The organism is Achromobacter veterisilvae (assembly GCF_900496975.1).
In the GTDB taxonomy this organism is placed as follows: Bacteria; Pseudomonadota; Gammaproteobacteria; order Burkholderiales; family Burkholderiaceae_B; genus Achromobacter; species Achromobacter veterisilvae.
Window position 1 is genome coordinate 47474 of sequence record NZ_UFQC01000024.1, and the last position, 13238, is coordinate 60711.

Here is a 13238-nt window from a genome sequence, read left to right on the forward strand (position 1 = left end):
CCTGGGGCTTATTCCCAATCCAGCGCGCCCTTTTTCCATTCGTAGATGAAGCCGACGGTAAGCACGGCCAGGAAAACCATGACCGTCCAGAAGCCGACGAGCCCGACCGTGCCCTGGGCGATGGCCCACGGGAACAGGAACGCGATTTCGAGGTCGAAAAGAATGAACAGGATCGCCACCAGGTAGTAGCGCACGTCAAACTTCATGCGGGCGTCTTCGAAGGCCTCGAAACCGCATTCGTACGGCGAGAGCTTCTCGGCGTACGGACGCCGCGGACCAAGGAGGGAGCCCGCCGTTAGAAGCGCGAACCCGATGAGGGTGGCCACTACGATAAACAGCAGGACGGGGAAATACTGTTGCAGGTTCATTCAGGCGTCCGTCAAATGCGCAAACCTTAGGATTGTAGCATTCGCGTGGTTACTTCTGGCTGAACTCTGTAGCTTGAACAGCAGGTGAAAGACAGCATTCCTCAAATGGAACAGTCGCTGCTTTCGGAACAACAAGGCAAGCTTACAACACTTGATCCAACCACGCCTCGCCCAACCCCGAAAACCCGGCGGCAAGACGAAAAAAAACCACCCCGAAGGGTGGCTTCATGCGAACGGGCCGAAGCCCGTTCGCACGCTTTGAATCCAGGCAGGACTTGCGCCCTGCTGTGGATTAGAAGCGGTGGCGGATGCCGACGCCGACGGCGGTCGACTTGACTTCGTCGATGAAGGCGTAGTTCTTGGCGTACGAACCGTAAGCGTACAGGTTGGTGCGCTTGGACAGGTCGTAGGTGTAGCCCAGCGAGAAGACGTTCATCTTCTCGTCGCCGCCCGTCAGCTTGTCGTTCGACGGGTCAACCATTTGCCACGAACCGAACAGCTTGCTGGCGCCGCCGATGGGGGCCGACAGACCCAGCAGGTAGGAGTTCGACTTGAAGCCGTCAGCGAAGATGTTGCCGCCGAAGCCCGGGATGCCCGAACCCGTCACGCTGCCTTGACCGCCGAACCAGCCGTCGGTCGTGCGACCGTAGGCCAGAGCCAGCTTGACCACTTCGAAGTCGTACGAACCACCGATGACGTAGCTACGCGGGGTAGCATCGACGGCAGCTTGCGACAGGGTGTTCGCGGCGTTCAGTTGGTCGTACGACAGAGCGACGTTCAGGGGGCCGTTCGTGTAGCGCAGGCCAGCCGTGATGGCGCGGGTGTTGTCGGCGGTGCGGAAGCCAACTTGGCCCGGGGCGCCGTTGCGGGTCCACGTCGGGGTGCCGGTAACCGGATCATTGACCCAGCCGTCCTTGGTCGTCTTGGTGTCGTCGGCGCTGAACGAGTAGCCGATGCCGAACTGGAAGCCGCTGAACGACGGGGTTTGGTACATGACCATGTTGTCGTAGCGGACGGTGTTGGTCGAGCTCAGGCCAACGCCGATGTTAGCTTGACCGAAGCCGGCGCCGAACGGGTCGATCGAGCCGAAGTACTTCGACGCGATGTTGGTTTGGCGACCGAAGTCCAGTTGACCCCAGCTATCGCTGGCCAGACCGATCGTGGCTTGACGACCGAACAGACGGCCACCTTGAGCGGAGTTGCCGTTGCCCGAATCAAAGCCCGATTCCAGTTGGAAAACAGCGCGCAGGCCATCACCCAGATCTTCCGAACCACGCAGACCCCAGCGCGAACCGTTCTGCACGCCGTTGATCATGCCAACACGGCTGGCGCTGTAGCCATCCGGACCCTTAACCTTGTTGTAGCCGATACCGGTATCGATAATACCGTACAGGGTGACAGACGTTTCTGCCTGGGCGACACCGGCAAAACCGGCGAGCAGGGCGGCAGCGAGCAGAGTCTTTTTCATTTAAGAAATCTCCGTTGATTTGAGTGACAAGAGCAGCAATCCAGCAAACCAGCCTGCCGCCCCCCTAACTCCGCGAAGGGAAGTTGACGCTATTGCATCAAAAATCAGGGGGACTGGCTATGGTCGGCATCAGAAAAGTGCAGGTTTGCGACAGGCTTGTTGGGATATTGCAACATCTCGCCGGCCGCCCGGCGAGTGCGCTAGGGGCTTACCCTTACGAATCAGGACAGGTCCTATTCATGCGACTTTCAGCCCTGCCCCTAATTATCTGGCCATTTCCGGCGTCCGCCCTTCCACCGTATTTCCCGCCCTCCTGTCCGCCCTCCGACGCGACCCGCAAGCGCCGTTCGCCCTCGCCGGCCTTCCGGGCCGCCCCATAAGAGGGCGAGCGGCGGGAAGCCGGAAAATAACATTGTTATGAATAAAAATCGCCGATATGATCGAGCGTGTCGATCCTCTCGCCTCGCGCCATGCCCTCTCCTTCCGCCCGCTCCGGCCGCAGTGAACGCCTGAACGCCCTGCGCCGGCAGCTCATCCTCGACGCCGCCCAGCGCGTATTCGAACGCGACGGCCTGGAAAAGACGACGATCCGCGCGATCGCCGCGGAGGCCGGCTGCACCACCGGCGCCATCTACCCCTGGTTCGCCGGCAAGGAGACCATCTATGGCGCGCTGCTCGAGGAATCGCTGCAGCGGCTGCACGCCTGCCTGAGCGAGGCCGCCGCCACGGGCGACGCCCGGACCGCCGCGCGCGGCGCGATCCACGCCTTTTTCGGCTATTACGCCGAGCGCCGGACCGATTTCTCGCTGGGCATGTACCTGTTCCAGGGACTGGGGCCGCGCGGGCTGGGCCGCGACATGGACGAACGGCTCAATGCCCGCCTGCGCCAGTGCGTGGACCTGCTGGGCCTGGCCCTCTCCAGGACCAAGTCCTGGGAGGCCGCCGCGGTCGAGGTCGAACAGATGAACCTCTTCACTTACCTGATGGGGCTGCTGCTGCTGCAGCACACCCATCGCCTGAAATCCCTGGGCCAGCGCGCGGAGGCGCTGCTGGACAACTACTGCCACGCCCTGGAACAACGATGACCGCAACCGACCTGGACACCCGGACCGAGGCCCCGCTGATCAGCCTGGCCGATTTCCATATCCTGCTGGCGGACCAGCATCCTTTCTCGATGCTGCTCGGCATCGACGTGCTGCGCATCGGCCATGGCACGGCCCGCGCCGTGCTGCCCGCGCGCGATGCCCACCAGCGGCTGGGCGGCATCGTCGCCGGCCCGATGCTGATGGGCCTGGCCGACCTGACGATGTACGCGGCGGTGGTGGGCGCCACCGGCCAGGCGCATGCCGTCACGGCCAGCCTGACGATCAATTTTCTGCGCAAGAGCCCCGCCGGCGCGATCTACGCCGACGCCCGGCTGCTCAAGGTGGGCCGGCTGTCCGCGGGGGAAGTCATCCTGACCGGCGAAGGCTCGGACGAGCCCCTCGCCCATATCGTGAGCACCTGGTCGGTGCCCAAGCCATGAACCTGCGCGTCAGCATCGTCGGCATGGGAAGCACCGGCACGCGGGCCGCCCGGCGCCTTCTGGAGGCCGAGCCGGACATCGCGCTGACCCTCTACGATATCGAACCGGACCGTTGCGAGGACTTTCGCGGCAGCGCCACCCTGGCCACGTCCGCGCGCGAGGCGCTGGCGGAATCGGACACCATCGTGCTGGCCTTGCCGCGCGAGCGCGAGATCGACCGCACGCTGGAGCGCTTCAGCGACGGCAACGTCACGGCGCCCGTGGCCGGCAAGCTGATCGTGGACCTGGAACCGCCGTCCGCCGAGCGCGCGCGCAGGCTGGACCAGGCGATTGTCGCGGCGGGCGGCCGCTACGCCTGCGCGCCCCTGCAGGCGGCCTCGGCCGCCGGCGCCGCCGAGGCGCGCCTATTGAAGGCGCTGGCGCTCGTCGCCTGACGCGCCCCAGCGCCGCGCCGCCGCCACGCACAGCGCCAGCCAGCCCAGGCTGACCGCGAAGCCGGCAAGCACGTCGCTGGCGAAATGGACCTGCAGCAGGATGCGGCTGAGTCCGATCGCCATGATGAGCGCCGCCAGGATCGCGATGCCCGGCATCCGCCAGGCCGGCGGCGCCAGCCGCCACAATAGGTAGCAGGCCGCTCCGTAGACCGTCATGGCGGCCGAGGAGTGGCCGCTGGGAAAGCTCCATCCCGCCACGCTGGCATAACCGTGGTCGTGGTCCGGGCGGATCCGCTCGAAACCGTGCTTGAGCAGCCAGTTGAGCGCGCCTCCCGCCCCGGTGGCCACGGCGCAGAACACCGCCAGCCCCCATTGCCGGTTCCAGAGCAGGAACAGCGTCATCAGCATGCTCACGCCCGTGAGGAAGTTCCGGTCGCCCAGGTAGGTGAACCACGACAGCAGCCACAATAGGGGGACCGGCATGGACATGCTCAGGGCGCCGGCCAGGGCCTTGTCGAATTCCACCACGGCGCTTTGGCGCCCCACCGCGCGGGCCAGGGCCAGGAACAGCGCGAACGAGGCGCAGGTGCCGAGCGCGAAGCACGCGGCGCGGCCGCGGCGCGACAAGCCCGGATAGCAGCGCGCGAACAGCAGCGCCCCCGCGCCGCTCAGGAGCGGCAGCGCGATGAACAGCAGCAGGGCGTGGCCCGCGGCCCACGCCGCATAGACATCGGTCATTTGCAAGCGCCCATGAAGAGATTCCCGCCGCAGGCCACGCTACAACGCGACCAGCGTCCTGTCGACCGGTGCAAACGCATGCGTCCCGGCAGCGTAATCCCAACGCTCGACATGGCAGCCGCCCTCCCCATCGCGGGCGATGACGTTCACCGAGTTGGGAACGTTGCCGCGCACGCGATGCGAGCAGGCGGTCCCGGCCTGGACGATCCAGCCGCCGGCCGGGGCCGACGGGTCCAGCGGCAGCACGTAGGGCAGATGGATGTGGCCGCCCAGGACCAGGTCGACCCCGGCCTGTTTCCAGGCGTCCAGCGCGTGCTCGCGCCCGATCAGCAGGTTGGACAGGTCCGAATCCACCTTGGCGCGGACCGGGTGGTGCGCCACCACGACGCGCAACTGCCCGGGCCGGGCCTGCCGCAGGCGCTGGGCGACGCGGGCGATCTGCCCGCCCGAGATCTCGCCGTCCTTGCGCCGCCGCGGCCGGGTCGTGTTCACGCCGATCGCAAGCAGGCCGTCGTTCTCGAACACCGGTTCCAGCACCGCGCCCAGCGCCCGCTTGTAGTTGCCGTAGGGATTGAGCGCGCGCGCGAACAGGTTGAACAGGGGAATGTCGTGGTTGCCCGGCACGGCCAGCACCGGCAGCGACAGGCGTTCGATGAATTTGCGGGCGGCGGCGAACTGGCCGCGGCGCGCGCGCTGCGTGATGTCGCCGCTGAGCACGACCAGGTCGGGCGCGAGCGAGCGGGCCAGGTCCAGCGCCGCCTCGACGACGGGTTTGCGTTCCGTGCCGAAGTGGGTGTCGGAAAGATGCAGGATGCGCGTCATGAACGGTCCAGGTATTGCGGGTCCGCCGGCACCACCAGCGGCAGCCGGTCGGCCGCCACCTTGAATTCCAGCGGCGTATCCATCCAGGAGATTTCGCCGTCCATCGCCACCTTGACGCGCCGGCGCCCGCGCACGCCCACCGTCAGGCGGTCGAAGGCGAAACTGACGACATGCTCCGCTTCGCCCAGCCGGCTGGCCAGCCCGCGCAGCAACAGGCCATACAGCGCCAGGGTGCCGACCGGCCGCGCGGCCATGGCGATCAGGCGGTCCTGGCCGAGTTCCTCGGAAGGGATGCCGACGTGTTCGAGCTGGAGCTTGTTGTTGCCCACCACCAAGGTGGGGGACCGCAGGCTGCGGGCCTTGCCTTCGTAGTCGAGCATCAGGGTCAACTGGCGCGGCGCGCGCAGCAGCGTGACCAGTCCCGACCACAGGGCGACCAGGCGGCTGCGGCCGTACTTCTGTTTGTAGGCCTCGCGGTCTTCGAGCAATTGCGGATACAGGCCCAGGCTGGCGTTGACCAGGAACAGCCGGCCGTTGAGCAGGCCGACCCGCACCGGCCTGGGCTGGCCTTGCAGGAAACCATGCAATGCCGTTTCCGTGTCCTGGGAAATGCCGTAGCTGCGGCCGAAGTAATTGAAGGTGCCCTGGGGCAGGATGCCGAACGGCACGCCCTGGCCCAGCACGGCGCCGGCGACCGCGCTGAGCGTGCCGTCGCCGCCCGCGGCGATCACGACGCCCTGCTCGTCCTGCGCGCGCCGGACCGCGGTCCGGGCCGATTCGGCCAGCCGGGACGGGTCTTCCACGGGGATCAACTGGTAGCGCCGTCCGGCCGCATCGAGGATGCGGCGGACGGTGTCCTGCAGCGCCTGCGCGTCGCCGCGCCCCGATCCGGTGTTGAGGACGATGAAGAGCGGTTCTTGTCCCGTCAGGGATCGGACCCCCGCCGCGGGGCTCTGCTGGGATGGCGTCATGGGTCAAACATACCCCATGCCGGCAAAGCGCCGCAACAAAGCCCGCGGCCCGGGTCGCGGCGGATCAGCGGCCGATGGCGTAGGCCTGCATCAGGCGCGGCGTGGCGGCCGCGTGCAGCAGGCCGTCGGCATCGCGCGACGCCGCGGTCAGGCGGCCGACCGACCACTCGGGCACCTGTTCGATCCGGTGCCCGCGCTGGCGCAGCGCCTCGATGACCTCGGCCCCGAAGCTGGCCTCCACCGCCAGATGCCCGGGCTTGCGGTCCCGCGGATAGAACGACGTGGGGAAATGCATGGTGTGGGACATGGGGAGGTCGATCGCTTCCTGCAGGTTCAGCCCGTGGTGCACGTGGCGCAGGAAGAACAGTAATTGCCATTGTTCCTGCTGGTCGCCGCCCGGCGTGCCGAACGCCAGGTAGGGCTTGCCGTCGCGCAGCGCCAGCGACGGCGTCAGCGTGGTGCGCGGACGCTTGCCCGGCGCCAGCGTGCCGGGCAGGCCCTCTTCCAGCCAGAACATCTGAGCGCGGGTGTTGAGGCCGAATCCCAGTTCGGGGATCACCGGCGACGACTGGAACCATCCGCCCGACGGCGTGGCCGAGATCATGTTGCCCCAGCGGTCGATGACGTCCACGTGCGTGGTGTCGCCGCGCTTGGCGGAGGCGCGCATGTCGGCCAGCGTGGGCTCGTTGGTGGCGCTGCCGGGCGCGGAGACCTGCGACAGGCGCTCCAGCGTGTCCATGACCCGCGCCACCTGCGCCTCGAAGCCGGGCACCTGGCCGGGCAGCAGGTCCTGCGACGCCGTCTCGCCGATCAGCGCGCGGCGTTCGGCGTTGTAGGCGTCGGACAGCAGGTGGTCCAGCGGCACGTCGACGAAAGCCGGATCGCCGTAATAGGCCTCGCGGTCGGCGAAGGCCAGCTTCATGGCTTCCGTGACCCGGTGCACGAACTCGGCGCTGGTCGGGCCGACGCCGGCCAGGTCCATGTCCTTGAGCAGCGCCAGGGTCTGCAGGAAGACCGGCCCCTGGCTCCAGGAACCGGCCTTGGCCACGGTATAGCCGTGGTAGTCGTAGGTGACCGGCGTGTCGTAGCTGGCGGACCAGCCCGCCAGGTCGTCGGCGGTGATGACGCCCCGGTGGGTGGAGCCGCTCTCGTCCATGACGTCGGTGCCGCGCGCGAACTTGTCGATTTCTTCGGCCACGAAGCCGCGGTAGAAGGCATCGCGCGCCGCCTCGATCTGGCGTTCGCGGTCCGAACCTGCGCTTTCGGCCTGCTTCAGCACGCGGGTCCAGGTGCGGGCCAGCGCCGGATTGCGGAACAGCTTGCGGGCTTCGGGCACCTTGCCGCCCGGCACGTAGACCTGGGCCGTCGTCGGCCAATGGGTCTCGAAAAAGTCCTTCAGGCCGGCGATGGTGTTGGAGATGCGCGGCATCAGCGCGTGGCCGTGCTCCGCATAATAGATAGCGGGTTCGAGCACGTCGCGCACGCGCATCGTGCCGTGGTCGCGCAATAGCTGCATCCAGGCGTCGAAGGCGCCCGGGATGACGGTGGCCAGGAGGCCGTTGCCGGGGATGAGCTTCAGGCCTTCGGCGCGGTAGCGTTCCAGCGTGGCCGCGGCCGGCGTGGTGCCTTGGCCGCACAGGACCTCGACGCGGCCGGTGCGCGCGGAATAGAACACGGCGGGCACTTCGCCGGCCGGGCCCACCAGGTGGGGCTCGACCACCTGCAGCACGAAGGCCGAGGCGACGCAGGCGTCGAAGGCATTGCCGCCGCGCTCAAGAAGCGACATGCCGGCCGCGCTGGCCAGCCAATGGGTAGAGGTCACGACACCGAAGGTGCCGAGGATTTCCGGGCGAGTCGTGAACATGGCTCACCCCCTGCCCGCTGCGCGGGCCCCGTCAAGGGGGCGATGCCCACGGACCGGCAAAGCCGGATCCGCGGCGTCCCCGATGGGGCGCGCTACGTAGGTACTGTTGTTCACTTGCGCATGCGGCGCGCTGGATGGCATATCCACGTTCTACCTCACAAAAGGTGTCAAACATCAGGAAGGACCCCGATAGAGATACGCGGTGTCTGGCCCCCCCACGAGACGCGCGTCGATCCGCGACGGCGCTCGCCGGGTGCCAGACACCGGACCTGACTGATTTACTTCTTGGCGACGGTTACGCCCTTCAGACGGATCAAACCGTCGGGATAAGGCACGAAGCCTTCCAGTTTCTTCTGCACGCCGAAGGTCCACGGCAGGTAGAACAGGTAGACGATGGGGCGCTGGTCCTGCATGGCCGCGAGCACCTGGTCGTACAGGGCGCGGCGCTTGGCGTTGTCGGATTCGGCGCGGGCGTCGTTGAGCAGCTTGTCCACGGCGGGGTCGCAGAACTTGCCGTCGTTCAGGTTGCCCTTGCAGCTCAGGTACTGGTGGATGTTGCCGCTGGGATCGACCCGGCCGGACCAGCCGCTCTGGCCCACCTCGAAATCGCCGCGGGCGAGCGAGGACTGCAGCGACGCGAACTCCACCGGACGCAAGGTGATGTCGAAGCCCGCTTCGGCGCCCATGGCCTGCACCAGTTCGAACACCTGCTGCATGGTCGTGTTGTTGCCGAAGGTGATCTCGAACTTGACGCGGTCGAAGCCGGCTTCCTTCAGCAGGGCCTGCGCCTTCTTCGGATCGCGGCCCTTGTGCTCGAAAGCGGTGTTGTAGGCGAAGCTGGCCGGCGGGAACGGCTGGTAGGCGGGCTGGAACATGCCTTCGCCGATCACCTGGTTCAGCACGTCGCGGTCGATCGCCAGGTCGAGCGCCTGGCGCACGCGCTTGTCCTTGGCCAGCGGATTGTCGGCGCGGGCGCCATTGGCCAGGTTGACCGAGATCGCCTGGAAGCCCAGGCCCGTCACCGGCGCCAGGCGCAGGTTCTTGTCGTCCTTCACGGCCTTGGCGTCGCTGGGCGCCACGCGTTCGATGATGTCCAGGTCGCCGGCGCGCAGGTTGTTCAGGCGCACCGTGTTGTCGGGGATCGGCGTGTAGACCAGGCGGTCGAAGTGGTAGTTGGCCGCATCCCAGTATTTGGGAAATTTCTCGAGCACGATGCGGTCGTTCTGCACGCGCTCCTTGAATTGGTACGGGCCCGAGCACACGGGCTTGCCGCCAGGATCCTTGTCGAACGTGGCGGGCGACATCATCATCCCGGCGCGGTCCGACAACTGCGACAGCAGCGAAGCGTCCGGCTCGGACAGGTTCAGCACGACGGTCTGGGCGTCCGGCGCATCGACGCTGGCCACCGTGGCCAGTTCGCTCTTGCGGTTGCTGTCGGGCAGGGTCCGGGCGCGGTCCAGGTTGGCCTTGACGGCCGCCGCGTTCACCGGCGTGCCGTCATGGAAGACGGCGTCCGTGCGCAGCTTGAACGTCAGCACCTTGTTGTCGGGGCTGACGGTCCAGGATTGCGCCAGTTGCGGCACGATCTTCAGGTCCGGCGTGATCTCCACCAGCTTGTCGCACAGCGAGGCGAAGACGATGCGGCCGACGAAAGTGCGGGCGCGCACCGGGTCCAGCACATCGGGATCGTCCTGCAGGCCGATACGCAGGGTGGACTGGGCTTGCGCCAATCCGCCGGCCAGCATTCCCGCCATGGCCATGGCAAGGCAAAGTTTACGCATGAATATCTCCGTCGATTCAGGTCGGCCTGCTTCCCCGCGCGCCGCCGGCACGCCGCCCGGCATGGAGGAACAGACCCGAGCCGTGCCGCGCCGCCGGGTCCATCCCCCGCCGCGCACGTTCTTGTTGGATTCTGCGCCAGGCGCGCAGCGATTGTATAGAGCGGGGCTGTCGGAAGCCTAAATTTCCCCTGGTGGTCAGGGAATCCGGCAGGGCGCCGAGAAATCCACGGCGGCCCGGACCTCGTCGCGCAGCTTGCCGACCAGCGGCCGGGTGTCGTCGCGCCGGTACTGGAAGGCGTAGGGCAAGGCCGCCAGAGCGGGCTCGCAGTCCAGCAGGCGCAGGCTGCCTTCGGCCTGGAGCGCCCTGGCCCAATGGCTGGGCAGCAGCCCGACGCCGGTGCCTTCGATCAGCAGCCCGACCACCGCGCCCCAGTTGTTGCAGCACAGGCGTTCGCCGCCGGCGTGCCGGCCCGCGAGCCAGTCGTCGATGATGCGCGTGGTGCCCGCCCCCGCCGGCAGCGTCACCAGCGGCAGGCGCTCCAGCAGTTCGGGGACCATGCGGACGGCGCCGTCCAGCACGGCCGGCGAGGCGGCCCAGGAGAAGCCGGCCTGGCCGATGGGCTCGGACGCGATGCCCGGCCGCGACGAGCGGCCGGCGATCACCGCGAAATCGAGTTCGCCGTCGGCCACGCGCTGTTCCAGCACCTGGCCGATGTCCACATAGGGTTCCAGCACCAGGTCCGGATAGGCCGCGCGCACGCCCCGGATCAGGCGGGGCAGCCAGGTCAGCGCGGTCAGTTCGCCCACCCCGAAGCGGCAGCGGCCGCGTAGCCCCGGGCTTTCCGCGAGCGAGGCCCGCACCCGCTCGGCCGCGGCCAGCAGGTCGCGCGCCTGCGGCAAGAGGCGCTGGCCGGCGTCGGTCAGCACCGCCTTGTGCCCGCTGCGGTCGAACAACGGCTGGCCAAGGGCCTCTTCAAGTTCGGCGATGCGCTTGGACAGCGAAGACACCGACAGGTGCAGGCGTTCGGCGGCCACCGCGAAACTTGCGCAGGTGGCGGCCCAGTAGAAGGCTTCGAGTTGCTTGAGGGTCATGCCCGGGCGCGCCCGTCACGATCGCGCGCGCGGATCCGGTAGGCGCAGCGGCGCGCGCCCGTCAGGATGTGCTCTTCGCGATGGACCTGGACATCGTCGCCCAGCACCAGGTGGAAGAGGTCGAGTTCGCTGCGGCAAAAGCCCATACAGGCCTTGGCCGCGGAACAGATCGGGCAATGGTTCTCGATGAAGAGGAAGTCCGCGCCCTCCTTGCGCAGTTCGGCCATATAGCCTTCCGCGCAGCGGATCTCCGCCAGGCGCTCCAGCCGGCCCTTCAGGTTCCTGGCGCCCCGCATGGCCTCGCGGTAGCTGCTCAGCATGGCGGCTTCGCGCACCTGGATCAGCTTGTCCACGCCATCGTCGCCGAATACCTGGCGTATGGCGCCGATCATCTGCACCGTCATCTCGGCATGCGTATCCGGGAAGCGGGCATGGCCGGCCTCGGTGAGGAACCAGATCTGGGTGGGCCGGCCCCGGCCGGCGCTGCGGCTTTCGGAATCGACCAGCCCGTCGGCGTGCAGGCGGGCCATCTGCTGGCGCACTGCCTCGGCCGTCACGTCCATGGCCTTCGCGATGACCGCGACCGACTGCGGGCCGCGCGTCTTCAGGGTCATGAGCACGCGGTCCGCGGGCTGCTGCGGCCAGGCGACGGGATGGGACAGGCTGTCGGACATGGGGGAATGATGCTCCGGAGGTTTTCCTATGGTGCCACGAACGGCGGCGGCCGGTCAGCCCGGGGCGGCCGGGGCTTCCCCGCCCGCCTCCCAGCCGCCCCCCAGCGCCTTGTAGAGCGCGATCAGGCGGGTATAGGACTCGGTCTCCGCGACGGCGACGGCGTCCTGGGCGCGCAAAAGCGTACGCTGCGCGTCCAGCACCGTCAAATAGGGCGCGCCGCCTTCGCGGTAGCGCAGTTGCGCCAGTTCGGCCGCCCTGCCGCTGTGCGCGGCCGCCTGCGCCAGGCTGCCCAGGCGCTGCTGGGTCTGCCCGTACTCGGTCAACGCCGATTCCAGTTCCTCGACCGCGCGCAGCACGGTCTGTTCGTAGCGCGCCGCCTCCCCTTCATAGCGGGCGACCGCGCCGCGCTTGCGCGCCAGCGCCGTGGGCAGGTGGAACGCGGGCCAGTTCGCCCCGGCCGCCACGCTGAATCCCCGGCTGGCCGCCGAGCCGAAGTCCGCGCCGCGCAGCGCGATGAAGCCCAGGAATCCCCCCAGGTCGATGCGCGGGTACAGTTCCGCGACCGCCACGCCCACGTCCGCGTTGGCCGCCGCCATGCCCTGCTCGGCCGCGCGGATGTCCGGACGGCGGGACAACAAGGCGCTCACGTCGCCGATCGGCAGGCGGACATCCAGGGGGGCCAGCGGCCCGCCCGCCTCCAGTTCGCCCAGTTCCACCGGCCTCAGGCCCGCCAGCACCGCGATCCGGTACTGCGCCAGCCGCCGCGCCGCGATCTGCACCGGCACGCTGGCCTGCACGGTTTCCAGTTCGGCCCGCGCGCTCGCCAGGTCGCCTTCGTCGCCGCGGCCCGCCGATACCATGGCCTGGATGACCCGCAGGCTGTCGCGCTGGCTCGCCAGGTTGGCGCGCGCCACCGCCAGCCGCTGCTCGGCGCCGCGCAATTCGAAGTAGTTGCGCGCCACCTCGGCGGCCACCACGATGCGGGCCTGGGCGAGGTCCGCGGCCTGAACCTCGCTGCGCGCCGCCGCGCCCTCGGCCGCCCGGCGCAGGCGTCCGAAGAGGTCCAGCTCCCAGGTGGCGTCGAAGCCCGCCCGGTAGCTTTCGGCCAGGTTGCGCCGCCCCGCGGCGCCGGGGTTGGCCTGGGACAGGCTGCGCTCGTAGCCGCCGTCCAACGTGACCGCGGGCAGCCGGTCCAGCTCCTTTTCGTCCAGCGCCGCCCGCGATTCGGCCAGGCGCGCCTGCGCGATGCGGATGTCCAGGTTGCGCGCAAGCGTCAGTTCGATCAGGCGGTCCAGCCGCGGGTCCCGCAACTGTTTCCACCAGTCGCGCTGCACCCGGTCCGTGGAGAACAGGGATTGCTCGGGGCTGGCCAGGGCAACCGGCGGGGGCCGCGGCGCCTGGTAATCGGGTCCGACGGCGCAGCCGGCGGCCGCCAGCGCGGCCAGCAGCGCCGCGGCGGCGCCGCGCAGGCGCGGGTACAGGGAAAAATCGTTCATGGTC

Annotated in this window: 13 protein-coding genes; 3 read left to right on the forward strand and 10 right to left on the reverse strand. The window is 68.4% G+C overall.

Features of this window, described 5'->3' with window-relative positions; genetic code table 11:
• Positions 1–8: 8 nt before the first annotated feature.
• Both AVE30378_RS20850 and AVE30378_RS20855 read right to left on the reverse strand, forming a co-directional pair.
• On the reverse strand, positions 9–368 hold the full coding sequence (locus AVE30378_RS20850) for an NADH-quinone oxidoreductase subunit A (RefSeq protein WP_006217959.1): 360 nt from the start codon (positions 366–368) through the stop codon (positions 9–11).
• Between the two features lie 292 nt (positions 369–660).
• Positions 661–1836 carry a porin gene (locus AVE30378_RS20855; protein ID WP_129242889.1) on the reverse strand — a complete coding sequence of 392 codons (1176 nt, stop codon included), beginning with the start codon at positions 1834–1836 and terminating at the stop codon, positions 661–663.
• A 470-nt stretch (positions 1837–2306) separates the two neighbouring features.
• On the opposite strand from AVE30378_RS20855, the gene AVE30378_RS20860 reads away from it, so the two are divergent.
• From AVE30378_RS20860 to AVE30378_RS20870, 3 genes are read left to right on the forward strand one after another with little or no spacing between them, the layout of a single operon-like run.
• Positions 2307–2921, forward strand: coding sequence for a TetR/AcrR family transcriptional regulator (locus AVE30378_RS20860; RefSeq protein ID WP_129242891.1), 615 nt, complete (start codon positions 2307–2309; stop codon positions 2919–2921).
• Positions 2918–3361 carry a PaaI family thioesterase gene (locus AVE30378_RS20865; protein ID WP_129242893.1) on the forward strand — a complete coding sequence of 148 codons (444 nt, stop codon included), beginning with the start codon at positions 2918–2920 and terminating at the stop codon, positions 3359–3361. The genes AVE30378_RS20860 and AVE30378_RS20865 overlap by 4 nt, the downstream gene beginning before the upstream one ends.
• Positions 3358–3795, forward strand: a complete 438-nt coding sequence (locus AVE30378_RS20870; protein ID WP_129242895.1) for an NAD(P)-binding domain-containing protein — start codon at positions 3358–3360, stop codon at positions 3793–3795. Before AVE30378_RS20865 ends, AVE30378_RS20870 begins: the two co-directional genes overlap by 4 nt.
• On the opposite strand, the gene AVE30378_RS20875 is transcribed toward AVE30378_RS20870, so the two are convergent.
• From AVE30378_RS20875 to AVE30378_RS20910, 8 genes are all read right to left on the reverse strand, one after another.
• Positions 3766–4533, reverse strand: a complete 768-nt coding sequence (locus AVE30378_RS20875) for a phosphatase PAP2 family protein (protein WP_129242897.1) — start codon at positions 4531–4533, stop codon at positions 3766–3768. The two genes, AVE30378_RS20870 and AVE30378_RS20875, sit on opposite strands and share 30 nt — an antisense overlap.
• Positions 4534–4572: 39 nt before the next feature.
• Positions 4573–5355 (reverse strand): metallophosphoesterase family protein, encoded by a 783-nt coding sequence (locus tag AVE30378_RS20880; RefSeq protein ID WP_129242899.1) that lies wholly within the window; start codon positions 5353–5355, stop codon positions 4573–4575.
• Positions 5352–6326, reverse strand: coding sequence for a diacylglycerol/lipid kinase family protein (locus AVE30378_RS20885; RefSeq protein WP_129242901.1), 975 nt, complete (start codon positions 6324–6326; stop codon positions 5352–5354). Before AVE30378_RS20885 ends, AVE30378_RS20880 begins: the two co-directional genes overlap by 4 nt.
• Positions 6327–6390: 64 nt before the next feature.
• A complete protein-coding gene (locus tag AVE30378_RS20890) occupies positions 6391–8190 on the reverse strand; it encodes a gamma-glutamyltransferase family protein (RefSeq protein ID WP_129242907.1) in 1800 nt (599 codons plus the stop codon).
• Positions 8191–8468: 278 nt separating this feature from the next.
• On the reverse strand, positions 8469–9971 hold the full coding sequence (locus tag AVE30378_RS20895) for an ABC transporter substrate-binding protein (RefSeq protein ID WP_129242909.1): 1503 nt from the start codon (positions 9969–9971) through the stop codon (positions 8469–8471).
• A gap of 195 nt (positions 9972–10166) precedes the next feature.
• Positions 10167–11063 (reverse strand): LysR family transcriptional regulator, encoded by an 897-nt coding sequence (locus AVE30378_RS20900; RefSeq protein ID WP_129242911.1) that lies wholly within the window; start codon positions 11061–11063, stop codon positions 10167–10169.
• A complete protein-coding gene (locus AVE30378_RS20905) occupies positions 11060–11737 on the reverse strand; it encodes a helix-turn-helix transcriptional regulator (protein ID WP_129242913.1) in 678 nt (225 codons plus the stop codon). The genes AVE30378_RS20900 and AVE30378_RS20905 overlap by 4 nt, the downstream gene beginning before the upstream one ends.
• 54 nt (positions 11738–11791) lie before the next feature.
• Entirely contained in the window at positions 11792–13234 is a 1443-nt protein-coding gene (locus AVE30378_RS20910) for an efflux transporter outer membrane subunit (protein WP_129242915.1), read from the reverse strand.
• Positions 13235–13238 lie beyond the last annotated feature (4 nt).

What these genes read in the sequence shown, in the direction of transcription:
- AVE30378_RS20850 (WP_006217959.1), bottom strand. Translation starts at nt 368, where the DNA reads ATGAACCTGCAACAGTATTTCCCCGTCCTGCTGTTTATCGTAGTGGCC.
- AVE30378_RS20855 (WP_129242889.1), bottom strand. Translation starts at nt 1,836, where the DNA reads ATGAAAAAGACTCTGCTCGCTGCCGCCCTGCTCGCCGGTTTTGCCGGT.
- AVE30378_RS20860 (WP_129242891.1), top strand. Translation starts at nt 2,307, where the DNA reads ATGCCCTCTCCTTCCGCCCGCTCCGGCCGCAGTGAACGCCTGAACGCC.
- AVE30378_RS20865 (WP_129242893.1), top strand. Translation starts at nt 2,918, where the DNA reads ATGACCGCAACCGACCTGGACACCCGGACCGAGGCCCCGCTGATCAGC.
- AVE30378_RS20870 (WP_129242895.1), top strand. Translation starts at nt 3,358, where the DNA reads ATGAACCTGCGCGTCAGCATCGTCGGCATGGGAAGCACCGGCACGCGG.
- AVE30378_RS20875 (WP_129242897.1), bottom strand. Translation starts at nt 4,533, where the DNA reads ATGACCGATGTCTATGCGGCGTGGGCCGCGGGCCACGCCCTGCTGCTG.
- AVE30378_RS20880 (WP_129242899.1), bottom strand. Translation starts at nt 5,355, where the DNA reads ATGACGCGCATCCTGCATCTTTCCGACACCCACTTCGGCACGGAACGC.
- AVE30378_RS20885 (WP_129242901.1), bottom strand. Translation starts at nt 6,326, where the DNA reads ATGACGCCATCCCAGCAGAGCCCCGCGGCGGGGGTCCGATCCCTGACG.
- AVE30378_RS20890 (WP_129242907.1), bottom strand. Translation starts at nt 8,190, where the DNA reads ATGTTCACGACTCGCCCGGAAATCCTCGGCACCTTCGGTGTCGTGACC.
- AVE30378_RS20895 (WP_129242909.1), bottom strand. Translation starts at nt 9,971, where the DNA reads ATGCGTAAACTTTGCCTTGCCATGGCCATGGCGGGAATGCTGGCCGGC.
- AVE30378_RS20900 (WP_129242911.1), bottom strand. Translation starts at nt 11,063, where the DNA reads ATGACCCTCAAGCAACTCGAAGCCTTCTACTGGGCCGCCACCTGCGCA.
- AVE30378_RS20905 (WP_129242913.1), bottom strand. Translation starts at nt 11,737, where the DNA reads ATGTCCGACAGCCTGTCCCATCCCGTCGCCTGGCCGCAGCAGCCCGCG.
- AVE30378_RS20910 (WP_129242915.1), bottom strand. Translation starts at nt 13,234, where the DNA reads ATGAACGATTTTTCCCTGTACCCGCGCCTGCGCGGCGCCGCCGCGGCG.